Annotated in this window: 13 protein-coding genes and 1 tRNA gene; 5 read left to right on the top strand and 9 right to left on the bottom strand. The window is 49.0% G+C overall.

Translation table 11 applies throughout. The annotated features are described in order from the left end of the window. Nucleotides 1–76: 76 nt before the first annotated feature. The 3 genes from lapB (at nucleotide 77) to ACIDE9_RS13390 (ending at nucleotide 2,445) form a co-directional block, all read left to right on the top strand. Entirely contained in the window at nucleotides 77–1,306 is a 1,230-nt protein-coding gene (gene lapB, locus ACIDE9_RS13400) for a lipopolysaccharide assembly protein LapB (protein WP_411995196.1), read from the top strand. A gap of 33 nt (nucleotides 1,307–1,339) precedes the next feature. Next, nucleotides 1,340–2,035, top strand: coding sequence for an orotidine-5'-phosphate decarboxylase (gene pyrF / locus ACIDE9_RS13395; protein ID WP_411995195.1), 696 nt, complete (start codon nucleotides 1,340–1,342; stop codon nucleotides 2,033–2,035). Nucleotides 2,036–2,145: 110 nt separating this feature from the next. Further along, nucleotides 2,146–2,445: a ComEA family DNA-binding protein gene (locus ACIDE9_RS13390; protein WP_411995194.1), complete on the top strand. Its 300-nt coding sequence runs from the start codon at nucleotides 2,146–2,148 to the stop codon at nucleotides 2,443–2,445. Between the two features lie 58 nt (nucleotides 2,446–2,503). On the opposite strand, the gene ACIDE9_RS13385 is transcribed toward ACIDE9_RS13390, so the two are convergent. After that, nucleotides 2,504–2,593 (bottom strand) — tRNA-Ser (locus ACIDE9_RS13385). A 322-nt stretch (nucleotides 2,594–2,915) separates the two neighbouring features. Between ACIDE9_RS13385 and ACIDE9_RS13380 the strand changes: the two genes are divergently transcribed. Together ACIDE9_RS13380 and ACIDE9_RS13375 are read left to right on the top strand one after the other, a co-directional pair. Further along, on the top strand, nucleotides 2,916–4,436 hold the full coding sequence (locus ACIDE9_RS13380; RefSeq protein WP_194754518.1) for an aldehyde dehydrogenase family protein: 1,521 nt from the start codon (nucleotides 2,916–2,918) through the stop codon (nucleotides 4,434–4,436). Between the two features lie 107 nt (nucleotides 4,437–4,543). After that, nucleotides 4,544–4,924 carry a DUF779 domain-containing protein gene (locus ACIDE9_RS13375; protein ID WP_194741960.1) on the top strand — a complete coding sequence of 127 codons (381 nt, stop codon included), beginning with the start codon at nucleotides 4,544–4,546 and terminating at the stop codon, nucleotides 4,922–4,924. 47 nt (nucleotides 4,925–4,971) lie between these two features. Here the strand turns inward: ACIDE9_RS13375 and cheZ are convergent, their stop codons facing one another. The 8 genes from cheZ to ACIDE9_RS13335 all read right to left on the bottom strand — a co-directional run. Next, nucleotides 4,972–5,652 (bottom strand): protein phosphatase CheZ, encoded by a 681-nt coding sequence (cheZ, locus tag ACIDE9_RS13370; RefSeq protein ID WP_194754519.1) that lies wholly within the window; start codon nucleotides 5,650–5,652, stop codon nucleotides 4,972–4,974. Between the two features lie 2 nt (nucleotides 5,653–5,654). Continuing rightward, on the bottom strand, nucleotides 5,655–6,053 hold the full coding sequence (gene cheY, locus ACIDE9_RS13365) for a chemotaxis response regulator CheY (RefSeq protein WP_019882316.1): 399 nt from the start codon (nucleotides 6,051–6,053) through the stop codon (nucleotides 5,655–5,657). A 111-nt stretch (nucleotides 6,054–6,164) separates the two neighbouring features. Further along, nucleotides 6,165–7,235: a protein-glutamate methylesterase/protein-glutamine glutaminase gene (locus ACIDE9_RS13360; RefSeq protein ID WP_194741958.1), complete on the bottom strand. Its 1,071-nt coding sequence runs from the start codon at nucleotides 7,233–7,235 to the stop codon at nucleotides 6,165–6,167. A 24-nt stretch (nucleotides 7,236–7,259) separates the two neighbouring features. Further along, the gene (cheD, locus tag ACIDE9_RS13355) at nucleotides 7,260–7,868 is read right to left on the bottom strand and encodes a chemoreceptor glutamine deamidase CheD (protein ID WP_411995193.1); all 609 of its coding nucleotides are present in this window, start codon (nucleotides 7,866–7,868) and stop codon (nucleotides 7,260–7,262) included. Next, complete coding sequence (locus ACIDE9_RS13350) at nucleotides 7,865–8,764, bottom strand: CheR family methyltransferase (protein ID WP_411995192.1); 900 nt, start codon at nucleotides 8,762–8,764, stop codon at nucleotides 7,865–7,867. The genes cheD and ACIDE9_RS13350 overlap by 4 nt, the downstream gene beginning before the upstream one ends. Before the next feature lie 44 nt (nucleotides 8,765–8,808). Next, nucleotides 8,809–9,516 (bottom strand): formaldehyde-activating enzyme, encoded by a 708-nt coding sequence (gene fae / locus ACIDE9_RS13345; RefSeq protein WP_194754522.1) that lies wholly within the window; start codon nucleotides 9,514–9,516, stop codon nucleotides 8,809–8,811. A gap of 52 nt (nucleotides 9,517–9,568) precedes the next feature. Then, nucleotides 9,569–12,136: a methyl-accepting chemotaxis protein gene (locus ACIDE9_RS13340; RefSeq protein ID WP_411995191.1), complete on the bottom strand. Its 2,568-nt coding sequence runs from the start codon at nucleotides 12,134–12,136 to the stop codon at nucleotides 9,569–9,571. Between the two features lie 333 nt (nucleotides 12,137–12,469). Further along, the coding region (locus ACIDE9_RS13335; RefSeq protein WP_411995190.1) for a methyl-accepting chemotaxis protein at nucleotides 12,470–13,000 on the bottom strand (531 nt) is incomplete at its 5' end.

Raw genomic sequence — 13,000 nt, 5'->3', positions numbered from 1 at the left:
CCTGTGATCAACGCTATTCATAGCGCATCGACCACTGCTTGGGTAAAATAAAGCCTGACCTGAAAAGAGACCCCCTATGCTGGTTGAATTTGAATATTGGTGGCTATTGATTCTGCCGCTGTTTTTTACACTGGGCTGGATTGCCGCCCGCGTGGATATCAAGCAATTGATTGCAGAATCCACTTCACTGCCAGCCACCTATTTTAAAGGCCTCAATCTGTTGATTGCAGACCAGTATCACAAAGCGGTAGATGCGTTTAGCGAAGCGCTTTATCTGAACAAAGACTCCCTCGAACTGCACTTTGTGCTTGGTAGCCTGTTCCGCCGCACCGGTGAAACCGACCGCGCTATTCACCTGCATATGAATTTGCTCGAAAATTATGAGCTGACCGAGCAGCAATCGACCTCGATCAAGGTCGAGCTCGCACAAGATTACTTTAAAGCCGGTTTGTATGACCGCGCTGAAGAGATCTTCAAGACCCTGCGTCATACACGCTATGAACAAGCAGCCTTGCGGCATTTGCTTGAAATCTATGTCAAAGAACGCGAATGGTCAGAAGCGATTGCCATTGCCATTGAGCTGGAACGCTCTTCTGGCATTTCTTACCGCAAAGAGGTTGCACAATATTACTGCGAACTGGCCGCCAATGCCATGATTCGCCAGGATTGGGCGCATGCCAAAACACAGCTGGAACAAGCGTTGGACGCTAATAAAAACTGTGTACGCGCCAATGTGTTGCTAGGTGACATCGCCGCACAACAAGGCCACCATACAGACGCGATTGCGCTTTGGAAACGGATTGAAATGCAGGCACCAGAACACCTGGGCCTAGTTGCGCAAAAAATGCTCAAGAGCTATTCATTGCTGTATGGTGAAAATGATACAGAATCCAATAAAGTCAGCAAAGGGTTGAGCGAAGGCTTGAACCAATTACACCAATACCTGGAAACCTATCAAATCAGCAGTATGATGTCCGTGCTATATGAAGCAACGTTGCAAGCAGAAGGCGCTGACAAAGCCGCCAAACTGGCGCGTAATGAGCTGATACGCAAACCCAGCCTGAAATCGCTGGACCAGCTATTGCAAGCACGCGCCATGCTGGATGACGAACAGCATGACCTGCAACTGATGCAACAGACCGTGCGTAACGCTATTGGTGACCGTGCTGCTTATTATTGTGACCAGTGCGGCTTCCGCGCCAAACAATATCACTGGCAATGCCCGGCCTGTAACGCCTGGGAATCACTCCCCCCTGAACCCACTGAGGCAACCATCAGAGATATCAAGCTACTCAAACGCAAGTAGTCTTTATTAACCAGAATATACGAATCACCTTTTATGACTGATAGCAAAATTATTGTCGCCCTGGACTACGCAGATGCTGCATCTGCCACCGCCCTGGTTGACCGCCTGGATCCTACACTCTGCAAGCTCAAAGTCGGCAAAGAGTTATTTACTGCGGCTGGCCCAGCATTCGTAGAGTCGCTGGTCAAACGCGAATACGATGTTTTCCTCGATTTAAAATTCCACGATATTCCTAACACCGTCGCCAAAGCCTGTCAGGCGGCAGCTAACCTGGGCGTCTGGATGCTAAATGTGCATGCCAGTGGTGGTTTGCCCATGATGCAGGCAGCACGTGAAGGGCTGGACAAAGCCTTTGGCAACAAGGCCCCTTTACTCATTGCCGTCACCGTATTAACCAGCATGGATGAAGCCACCTTGCACAGCTTAGGGATTCAACGCTCTCTCAATGAGCACGTGTTAGCACTGGCCACCATGACGCAACAGGCCGGTTTAAATGGTGTTGTCTGCTCGGCACAAGAGGCGCAGATGCTTAAAGAGGCGTTAGGTGCAGCCTTTTGCCTGGTGACGCCTGGTATTCGCCCGCGTGATGCGAGCCAGGACGACCAAACCAGAATCGTCACGCCAGAGGATGCATTAAATCTGGGTGCACACTACCTGGTAATTGGGCGCCCTATTACACAAGCCGCTGACCCGCTTGTTGCGCTAAACGCAATTATTAAAAATATTTAATATAAATTAACAATATAACACCACAGGAGCATTTGCATCTGTAGCGCGTCAGTAAAATAAAAAACAGGCCACTTGAGCCTGTTTTTTATTTTTGACCATACGGAGGATATATGAAGCAAACCATCTTGGCTTATTTACTGTATTTCATTCTGTTACCAGCCGCTTATGCCGTCGTCGATATCAATACCGCCAGCCAGGCCGAATTAGAAAGCCTGAATGGCATCGGCCCGGCAAAAGCACAGGCCATCATTGAATATCGCAAAAAAAGTGGTGGCTTTAAATCTGTGGATGAACTCGATCAGGTGCCGGGCATTGGTCAGGCAACATTAGCTAACCTGAAAAAAGATGTCAGCATTAGCGGTAAAAAGCCACCATCTGCAGAAGCGATCAAAGTAGATAAAAAGAAATAGCAATATTGCAGCTTAAATCGTAAAAACAAAAAAGCACCCAATGGGTGCTTTTTATATTTGGCGGAGAGAGAGGGATTCGAACCCTCGATAGAGTTGCCCCTATGCCACCTTTCCAGGGTGGTGACTTAAACCGCTCATCCATCTCTCCGAAAGAAGGCGCGATTATAGCCCATAAAACTCTTTGCCGCCAAACAATTTAATGGATTTTTTCAGGCGCGCATCGGTCAAAACAGGCCATAAAAACGCACTCTATAACACCACTCAGCACTCTTATAAATCATCAAAAAGTTATCTAAAAAGGCTTGCTTTTGTCAGCATGAAGGTTTAATGTTTAGCACACAAACAGTCGCCTAAGCCTTGTAAAATAAGGTGTTAAGGCATGTTTATCGCGATAGCTAATTGCGATTTGATGCAAGCGGTTTGGAGAGCAGTTCTGCTACAACATTAATAGAAAAAGTACAGGAGTAACTATGAGTTTGGATCTTCTTAAGGCGATGGGCGTCAAAGTCCCATACAAAGCCAAGTATGACAACTTTATCGGTGGCAAATGGGTTGCGCCGGTGAAAGGTGAATATTTTGATGTGATTTCACCCATTACCGGTAAACCATATACCCAGGCTGCACGCTCCAGCGCTGAAGATGTCGAGCTGGCATTAGACGCGGCACATGCGGCGGCAGACAAATGGGGCAAAACTTCAGTCGTTGAACGTTCTAACCTCTTGCTGAAAATTGCTGACCGCATTGAGCAAAACCTTGAACTGATTGCCACGGCAGAAACCGTGGACAATGGCAAGCCGATTCGTGAAACGCTGAATGCTGACATCCCGTTAGCCGCTGATCACTTCCGCTACTTTGCCGGTGCTTTGCGCGCTCAAGAAGGCAGCATCAGTGAGCTGGATGAAAACACCGTGGCTTATCACTTCCATGAACCGCTGGGCGTCGTTGGCCAGATTATTCCATGGAACTTCCCTATTCTGATGGCCGCCTGGAAACTGGCACCAGCTGTTGCCGCGGGTAACGTAGTGGTGATGAAACCTGCAGAGTTCACCCCAATCAGCTTGTTGATTTTGATGGAAGTGATTGCAGATTTGCTGCCACCTGGTGTTATTAACGTGGTGAATGGCTTTGGCCGTGAAGTCGGCGCGCCGTTGTCTACCAGCAAACGTATCGCCAAAATCGCCTTTACCGGCTCAACCGCCACTGGCCGTTATATTGCCCAGGCTGCTGCCAACAACCTGATTCCTGCGACGCTGGAGTTGGGTGGCAAATCGCCTAACGTTTTCTTTGAAGACATCATGGCCGCTGACGATGACTTTTTGGATAAAGCTGTTGAAGGCCTTGTGCTGTTTGCCTTTAACCAGGGCGAGGTCTGTACCTGCCCTTCCCGTGCATTGATCCAGGAATCCATTTACGACAAGTTTATGGAGCGTGTATTGCCACGCGTGGCCGCAATCAAGCAAGGCAACCCGCTGGATCCAAACACCATGATAGGCGCACAAGCCTCTCAGGACCAGGTGAACAAGATTCTGTCGTACATGGATATCGGCCGCCAGGAAGGCGCGCAGCAACTGTGTGGTGGCGAGCGCAATATTCTGGGCGGTGATTTGGCAGAAGGTTATTACATCAAGCCAACGCTGTTCAAAGGCCATAATAAAATGCGTATCTTCCAGGAAGAGATTTTTGGACCGGTCTTGGCTGTGACGACCTTTAAAGACGAAGCGGAAGCCTTGAGCATTGCTAACGACACCATCTTCGGCCTGGGCTCAGGCGTATGGACACGTGACGGCAGCCGTGCGTATCGCATGGGTCGTGGCATCAAGGCTGGCCGTGTCTGGACCAACTGTTACCACGCCTACCCTGCACACGCCGCATTTGGTGGTTACAAAGAGTCTGGTATTGGCCGTGAAACCCACAAAATGATGTTAGATCACTACCAGCAAACGAAAAACATGCTGGTCAGCTACAGCCCGAAAAAATTGGGATTCTTCTAATTTTCGGGTAAACGCCAGACAAGTATGAAGGCTTAAAAAAGGAGCGAATTTTTCGCTCCTTTTTTTATCTATAATGTCATGATGGCAAGATCAACGGGGAGAGATAAATGACTGAGCGCGTTTCTGCAACACCAGCGGCCGTTGCACTGATTGAACAACTGACGGCACAACATGGCCCTATCGTTTTTTTCCAGTCTGGTGGCTGTTGCGAAGGCAGTGGCCCCATGTGTCTGCCAGCCGCAGAATTCAGGCCTAGCCCGGCAGACGTAAAGCTGGGTGATTTACCTGGCGGCGCCATTTTTTACATGAGCGACAGCCACTTCAGCTTTATGCACAGCACGCATACCATACTGGATGCGATGCCTGGTTCCAGCGGTTCATTCTCACTGGATTGTGGCAGTGGCATGGCGTTTATTACACGTGGCCGTTTATATTCAGATGAAGAGTTGACGCAGTTGCAGCCTGAGCAACGCATAGGCTTGCAGTAAATAAAAAAGGCATCCAAGGATGCCTTTTTTGATAAGCCGATACACCATTAGAAGCCTAGGCTTTCCAGCAAATCATCGACCTGTTCCTGGTTAGCCACCACATCCACCGTATTATGCGGATCAATTTGTGGGCCGTTCAATAAAGAATCATCGTCTTTTTTCACTGGTGGGGCAAAATCAACCAGCACTTGCACCAGTTGTCTTTCCAGGTCTTGCGCCAGCGTGGTGACTTTCTTAATCACCTGACCAGTCAGGTCCTGGAAGTCTTGCGCCATCATGATATCCATCAGCAACGACTTCGTGGTGGTGGTATGTTCGTTGGCCAATGCCAAATAAGCCAATGTTTCCTGCACCACGGCATCATATTCTGACTTCAGTGAGGCACGTTGCATCACCTCTTCCCAGCGCTGTTTTAATGCACCGGCACGGTCTGCCAATTCAGATTGCAGCGGCGTGGCCTGATCTGTCGCATTTAACACACGCTCTGCAGCCTGCTCTGTCATTTTAGCGACATAGCTCAAACGGTCACGTGCATCAGGGATTTCCTGGGCGACCTGTTCAAGCACTTTGTCATAGCCCAAGCCACTCAAGCTGTCATGCAGCGAGCGTGTCATGTGACCAATCCGGCTGATCATTTCTTCTTGTTGATTTCCATTCAGGTCTTGCATGATGGTGGCAGCAATGTCCACGACAAGATTATCCTGATTAGGATTGACAGCTTCGGTCATGGTTACACCTCGCCTTTTTCCAATTTTTCAAAGATTTTGGATAATTTCTCTTCCAGGGTGGCTGCCGTAAATGGTTTTACGACATAACCATTTGCTTTCGCCTGTGCCGCTGCGATGATGTTTTCTTTCTTCGCTTCGGCGGTCACCATCAGTACTGGCAATTTAGAGAGCTTGTTATCCGCACGGATATTCTGCAACATGGTTAAACCATCCATGTTCGGCATATTCCAGTCCGAGACCACAAACTCAAAGTCACCATTACGCAGCTTGTTCAATGCATCCGCGCCATCTTCGGCCTCTTCCACATTGTTATAACCCAACTCCTTGAGCAGGTTACGTACGATTCTACGCATGGTGGAAAAGTCGTCCACTACCAGAAATTTTGTATTAGGGTTGCCCATTTGTTACTCCACTATCATTAGTTACCTATCCCGTAGCATTGATTATCTGACAAATGACACGCAATGCTATTGTCAATAAAACCGGGATTTGTCTGTTTGTTCACCGCTACGTTACACACGCAGGGCACGTTCACTATTAGTAGCTAAATAATGTAGCACCATTCGCGGCAGGTCTTTCAGATGCCCCACCTCATGGACGCCACCATGCGCGACTGCCTCGCGCGGCATGCCATACACTACGCAGCTTTCTTCATTTTGTGAAAAATTATAGGCACCAGCATTCTTCATGCGCAGCATCCCTGCAGCGCCATCCTTGCCCATGCCAGTCAGGATAATGCCCACTGCGTTTTTACCCGCATTGATGGCTGCAGAATCAAACAATACATCGACTGAAGGTTTATGTCTATTGACCGGCTCGCTGTCTGACAGCTTGGTCACATAGTTCGCACCGCTTCTGGCCAGCAACAAATGTTTGTCACCAGGGGCGATATACGCATGGCCTGGCAAGACACGCTCACCATCCACCGCTTCTTTCACCGCAATTTTGCACAAACTGTTCAGGCGCTCGGCAAAAGACTTGGTAAATCCGGCTGGCATATGCTGGGTAATCAGGATTCCCGGGCAATCTGAAGGCATTTGCATCAATACGGCTTTAATCGCCTCGGTGCCACCTGTAGAGGCGCCAATAATCAATAGCTTTTCACTACTGATCAGCGGATTGCGGATCGCATTTTGTTGCACCTGCGTATTCGAGGCCTTGGCAATACTTTGCAAAGTACTGACTTTAGCCCTGGAGGCAGTGCGGATTTTGTCTGTGATTTCGTCCGCATACTGTTGCATGCCTTGTGCAATGCCCATTTTAGGCTTGGTCACAAAGTCTGTCGCGCCGAGTTCCAGCGCACGCAGTGTAATTTCAGAGCCCTTTTCAGTCAGCGTAGACACCATCAACACTGGCATCGGGCGCAAGCGCATGAGTTTTTCCAGAAAATCCAACCCATCCATGCGTGGCATTTCCACGTCCAGGGTCAATACATCCGGGTTCAATTGCTTGATCATTTCTCTAGCCACCAGTGGATCCGGCGCGGTACCGACCACTTCCAGATCCTTGGTGTCATTGATAATCTCGCTCAGCAGACTGCGGATCAGTGCCGAATCATCTATCACGAGCACTTTTGTTTTCATGGCATGCCCTCTTTTTAATTATTATTAAAACAAATCGATATCGCCACCCACATCGTTGGTCTGCAGCTTGCTGGAGTAAGCCTGTTCGCGCTTGACCAAGGTGTAGTTGTTCAGTTGTTTCAGTTTTTTAACCAGCACTTTGCCCGTTTTGGGAAAAAAGTAGACTTTACGCGGATAGATATCCAGCAAGTCTTCGCCAGTCACTTTAATACCTTCTTCTTTGAGGTATTTTTTAACGAAAGCCGCGTTGCGGTCACCCACGTTATTGGTGGTAAAACTGCGCAACACATTGCCGCCACCAAAAATTTTCGCTTCCAGGTTTTCTCGTTTAGCGCCATTACGCAGCAACTGGTTAATCAATACTTCCATGGCATAGGTGCCATAGCGCATAGATTCAGAAACCGGGCTGTCTTTATCCGCACTGCCACCTTCCGGTAGCATGAAGTGGTTCATGCCGCCAATGCCGGTACGGCTGTCGCGGATACAGGCAGACACACACGAACCGAGCACAGTGACAATCAGCATGTCCTTATCGGTGTAGTAATACTCCCCTGGTGAGATTTTGGCGGCGTTTGTGTTAAACGTCCTGTCAAAATACAGGGTGGTTGAAATTTCTTCTTGCATGACACTCATGTCGATTTCCGATGCGTAAACAGGCTGGAACGTGCCGCGCCACTGGTTTTTAATTTATAGACGGTTTTTCCTAACAGTTGCAGGTGATCGGAAACATACAAAAAGTTTTCCGAATGTCCGGCCAGCAACAAGCTGTCTTCATGCATTAAGGTGACAAATTTATCAATAATCTTGCCTTGTGTCGGCTTGTCAAAATAAATCATGACGTTGCGACAAAAGATCACGTCAAAGCCGTCGTGAAATGGCCATTGTGTATCCAGCAAGTTGAGCTGATGGAAATGAATCAACTCGCGTACTGCCTTCTTCACACGCACCAGTCCATCGTGCTTGCCAGTGCCTCTTTCAAAAAACTTGCGTACTCTGGCATCTTCCATTTTTTTGATGCGATCCAGAGGATAAACCCCTGCCGCGGCCGTTGCCAGCACATTGGTATCAATGTCAGTAGCAATAATTTCAACCGGCGGCTTGAGTGTATTAAAGGCCTCGCAAGCGGTGATGGCAATCGAATAAGGTTCTTCCCCGGTCGATGCCGCTGAACACCAGATGCGTATCGGTTTGGCAGGCTTGCGTGCGGAAAGCTTGCTCAAATGTTCCGCTAAGATCGGGAAGTGATGCTCTTCCCGAAAGAATGAGGTCAGATTCGTGGTCAGTGCATTGGTAAATGCCTGCCACTCATCTGCGTTGTTATGGTTTTCCAACGTGTCCAGATACTGCTTGAAGCTGAGCATATCCAATGCGCGTAACCGCCGACCAATACGGCTATACACCATATCGGTCTTTGCATCGGATAATGAAATGCCTGCATGGCGATAAATCAGGCTTTTAATTCTGACGAAATCATCGCGCGTAAACAAAAACTCGCGCTCTTCCTGTTCTTGTTTTTTCAATGCACTCACTTCGTTATCCTATGCAAATCCGTTGGGTGAACATTGGCTAAAAATTAGGCCTTTGTTGTATCAATACGATCTTTCATTTGTGCAATTGCCAATTCAACTTGCTTGTCTTCACGTGCTTTGGTTTCAGCACTGGTGCGTGCAAACTGGCTACGCTCTTTCATTTGAGAGATTGCCAATGCAGCAGCCTGGTCATCAGCACGGCGGTTTTGTGCTTCTGGGGTTTGTGCTGCAAATGGATGCAAGGCTTCTTTGTACTGTTTCACCACATCAGCGGCTTTAGGCTCGCGGGCAATCGCGGCTTTAATCGCAATTTTCGTTGCGCGATAGTTCCAGTCCTGGATACGGTCATCCATGTCTGCTTTGCTGTCGATAAACACGCCAACGCAGATAAATACGTCATCAGCCTCTTCCAGTGGGATCGTGCCATCAGCGACACAGTCCATCACAGCCATGGCCACGCCACGTTGCGCTGGGCCAAACATCTGTGTTGCCTGACGACCATCTTTAATCGTCACTTTGTTAAACATTACAGTGTTTGGTTTTACCATCATGTTTGGCGCTGCAATCGCCAATAAACCGTTTACCCCTTGTTTTTGGTCGGTGAGCGTACGACAAAATGCGTCTTCTGCAGCGCTACCGCGTGGGCCCATAATTAAGTCAATGTGCGCCACATTTTTCAAATCCAAGCCACCCTCTGGGCGATCTTCGATAACCAAACCTTCACCAATTAACACTCGATCAATCACAGCCATTTTTTTAACTCCTGATAAAAGTACTACTTATTAAAGGGCGATTGCGACCACCCTAACCGTTGCTGACCTGGCGATAAGCATCGCCCCAGCCTGCATTTCCTGCTTTGTGGCCGGGCGTTGTTGCATGCCCATCCACAATAAATACACCGACAGCGGTTGCCAGTTCATTGGCATGATCCATCAATGACTCAGCCGCTGCTGCTGCCTCTTCTACCAAGGCGGTATTCTGTTGCGTCACATCGTCCATGCGGATCACGGCATCATTGACCAGAGCAATGCCTGCACTCTGTTCGTTAGAGGCGGAGGCAATTTCACCGATAATGACACTGACGCGTTTTACTGAATCCACAATCTCATGCATGGTGTTACCGGCTTCCTCAACCTGGCGACTACCTTCTGCAGTCTTGTTTACGGAGTCATTAATCAACTCTTTAATTTCACGTGCGGCCACAGATGAACGTTGCGCCAGGCTACCCACTTCGTTGGCCACCACCGCAAAACCACGGCCCTGCTCACCGGCACGTGCCGCCTCAACGGCCGCATTCAGCGCCAGGATATTGGTCTGGAAAGCGATGCTATCGATGACAGAAATAATGTCTTCAATCTTGCGTGCGCTTTCGTTGATATCACTCATGGTACTCACCACGGCATTGACCACTTCACCGCCTTTAACGGCGACTTCTGATGCCTGCGCGGCCAAGTGATTGGCCTGTTTGGCGTTGTCAGCATTCTGTTTCACGGTCGAAGCCAGTTCATCCATGCTGGACGCTGTTTTTTCAAGGTTAGCGGCCTGGTCTTCGGTACGGCGGCTGAGGTCGGCATTGCCTTGGGCGATTTCCTTGGCGGCAATATTGATGGACTCGGCAGCCGCTTTCACGGTCAGCACCGGCTCAACAATCATATCCAGCGTCTGGTTCATGCCCTCAACAATCTTGCGATAGTCGCCAGGGTGTTGTGTGGCATTGGCGCGCACCGTCACACGGCCTTCACGGGCCGCTTCTGCCAGCATTTGTGCATCTGCATTCAATGCTTTCAAATTGCTGCGTACTTGCTCAATGGTTTGATTAATTTGGGCTTTTTGGCCAGGGAAACGCTCTAATGGTGCGTCAAAGTCGCCATCGCCAAACGCCTGCACACAGGCCATGGCTTTCTGGTTCAATTCAATGTGCCCGGCCACAATCTGGTTGATGCTGGCAGCGAGCACTGAGAACTGGCCTTTAAACATATCGGCACGCAAGGTCATGTCAATATTGCCTTTTTCATGCTCGGCATTGACCCAATTCACAGAGTCGACAATGCCTTTCAGATTGCCGCGAATGCGGTCTACGCTCTTGTTCATGGCGGCTTTTTGGCCAGGCATGGCTTCCAGCTGTACTGTCAGGTCGCCACGGCCAATGTTGTCCATCACCGCAATAAACTTCTCGGTATCACTGACATAAGCCGTCACCATGTGGTTCACGCCTTCTGCCACCGCTTTAAAGTCACCATCAAACTGGCTGATATCCAGCAAGGCATCAATCTCCCCTTGTGCATGTGCCGCAGAGACCTGTGCCATATCAGAAATCAGTGTTTTGACGTTATTCTTCAAGCTGTCAAAGCTGACATTCAAAGCATTTAAATCGCCTGGCAAGGTTTCCAGCTGGGCGCTAAAATCACCTTCCCCCAGCAACTGCATGGACTGACTGGTTTTGTGCAGGATATCGGCATGCATATTGAGCATGCGATTAATATCCTGCGCCATATTGCAATACTCGCCACTAAACTTGTCGACATCAATAATGGCCTTGATGTTGCCTTTGGCGTGCTCAGCCACGACATGCGTCATTTGCTGATCTAATGTGCGTAAAGTTGCTTTGGCCTGGTTTAAGGCATGAATCACATTATCATCACTGTTGGCATGTGACTCTGAGCTGCTATTAAAGTCGCCACTGGCAATGCCTTTGGCCGCCTCCAGCGCTTCATAAGTTTCACCACCCACATTACGTCTGATCGACGTAATCAATAACGAACCCACTGCCACAGTGAACAGCATCAGGCCAATATTCAGGCCATAGTTAATCCACTCATTCTGGTTAATCAACACTGGCGTTTGCTGCTCAATGCGTAAGGCACCATCACTCGCCAGTTTGACGACATTGTCAACCGCCAGTCTATGCTTTTGATAAGCGGCCTGCAATCTTTCCAGGGCCTGATCAATTTGCTTTTTATCACCACTGCGGATAGCGGGAATAACCTCGTTGTCACGCACGTTGAAAAACTGATTGCCACTCTCAAACAAAGGGCCTATCACACTGCTTTTCAAAGCGGATTCCGGCAATTGTGTTTGCCAGTAGGCATGACGCTCCTCAAATGACTTTTTCAGTGTGTTGCCTTTATCCACCAGTGCCTGCACAGACTGGTTGTTCAAAGACACCATTTCAAGCACGGTGAGCCAGGATTCGATCAAATATTCAGGCGGCGGCAATACATCCGCAATTAAATCCTTGTGATTGATGATTTGCTGATAATGCGCACCATGAATCGCCAACTCGCGATCGCCTAAATTATCCAGGTAACTGGTCGTGACAATGCCTGCACCCAGCACAGCCAGCATTAAGCCCAACTGTGACTTGAGTTTCATGTGAGAAAATTTTCCCGCCAATGTACTCAACGTCAATGTATTTAACGATGATGAGGACATGTTTGCCGCTCCTTAATTGATTTCAAATCCCGGTAACTGGCCTGTTTATCTTGTTTGTCGGCCTATGTTGATGATTATTCAACATTCAAGCCCGAATTGAATTGCCTGTAAAAAGGGGAATCTCGGCTCTTTTGCTGTAATTGCAACCCTAAAGAAATTCAAATGCGCATGTTGGCCAGAGTGGCTTGTGACAAGGGCTGGCAACTGGCTGCGCCATGAGCAGCCATAAAAAAACCGGCTGCATCAGCAGCCGGTTTTTTGTTTTACATCCTGTTAAAACTCTTCCCAATCACTATCATCGGTGCCAGTTTTGGCCGATATCTTGGGCGCGGGTGCCGCGTGCGGTTTGGGTGCCGCCACAGGTCGCCCGGACGATGCGCTGCTGAAACTGCTGGACACCGGTGGTGACGACGCAGAGACATGCGGGCTGGCTTTAAAACCGCTGGACTGGCTGCTTTGGCCGAAACCACCGCCTACACGTCCCTCAAGCTTGAACTGGCTAACAGCATCCGCTAGCTGGTTGGCCTGGTCGACCAGGGATTCAGCCGCAGCTGCAGCCTCTTCCACCAAGGCCGCATTCTGTTGCGTGGTTTCATCCATGCTGGTCACTGCCTGGTTCACCTGGTCAATACCCGTGGTCTGCTCTGTAGAAGCCGCAGAGATTTCACTGATGATGTCTGCCACACGTTGTACTGAAGAAACCACTTCGTCCATGGTGTTACCAGCATTCTCTACCAGCTTGGTGCCTTCTGTGGTTTTATTCACAGAGTCAGTGATCAGTTCTTTGATCTCTTTGGCGGCACT

It is taken from the genome of Methylophilus sp. 'Pure River', assembly GCF_046765995.1.
GTDB lineage: Bacteria > Pseudomonadota > Gammaproteobacteria > Burkholderiales > Methylophilaceae > Methylophilus.
This window is presented reverse-complemented; position numbering and strand designations above follow the sequence as displayed.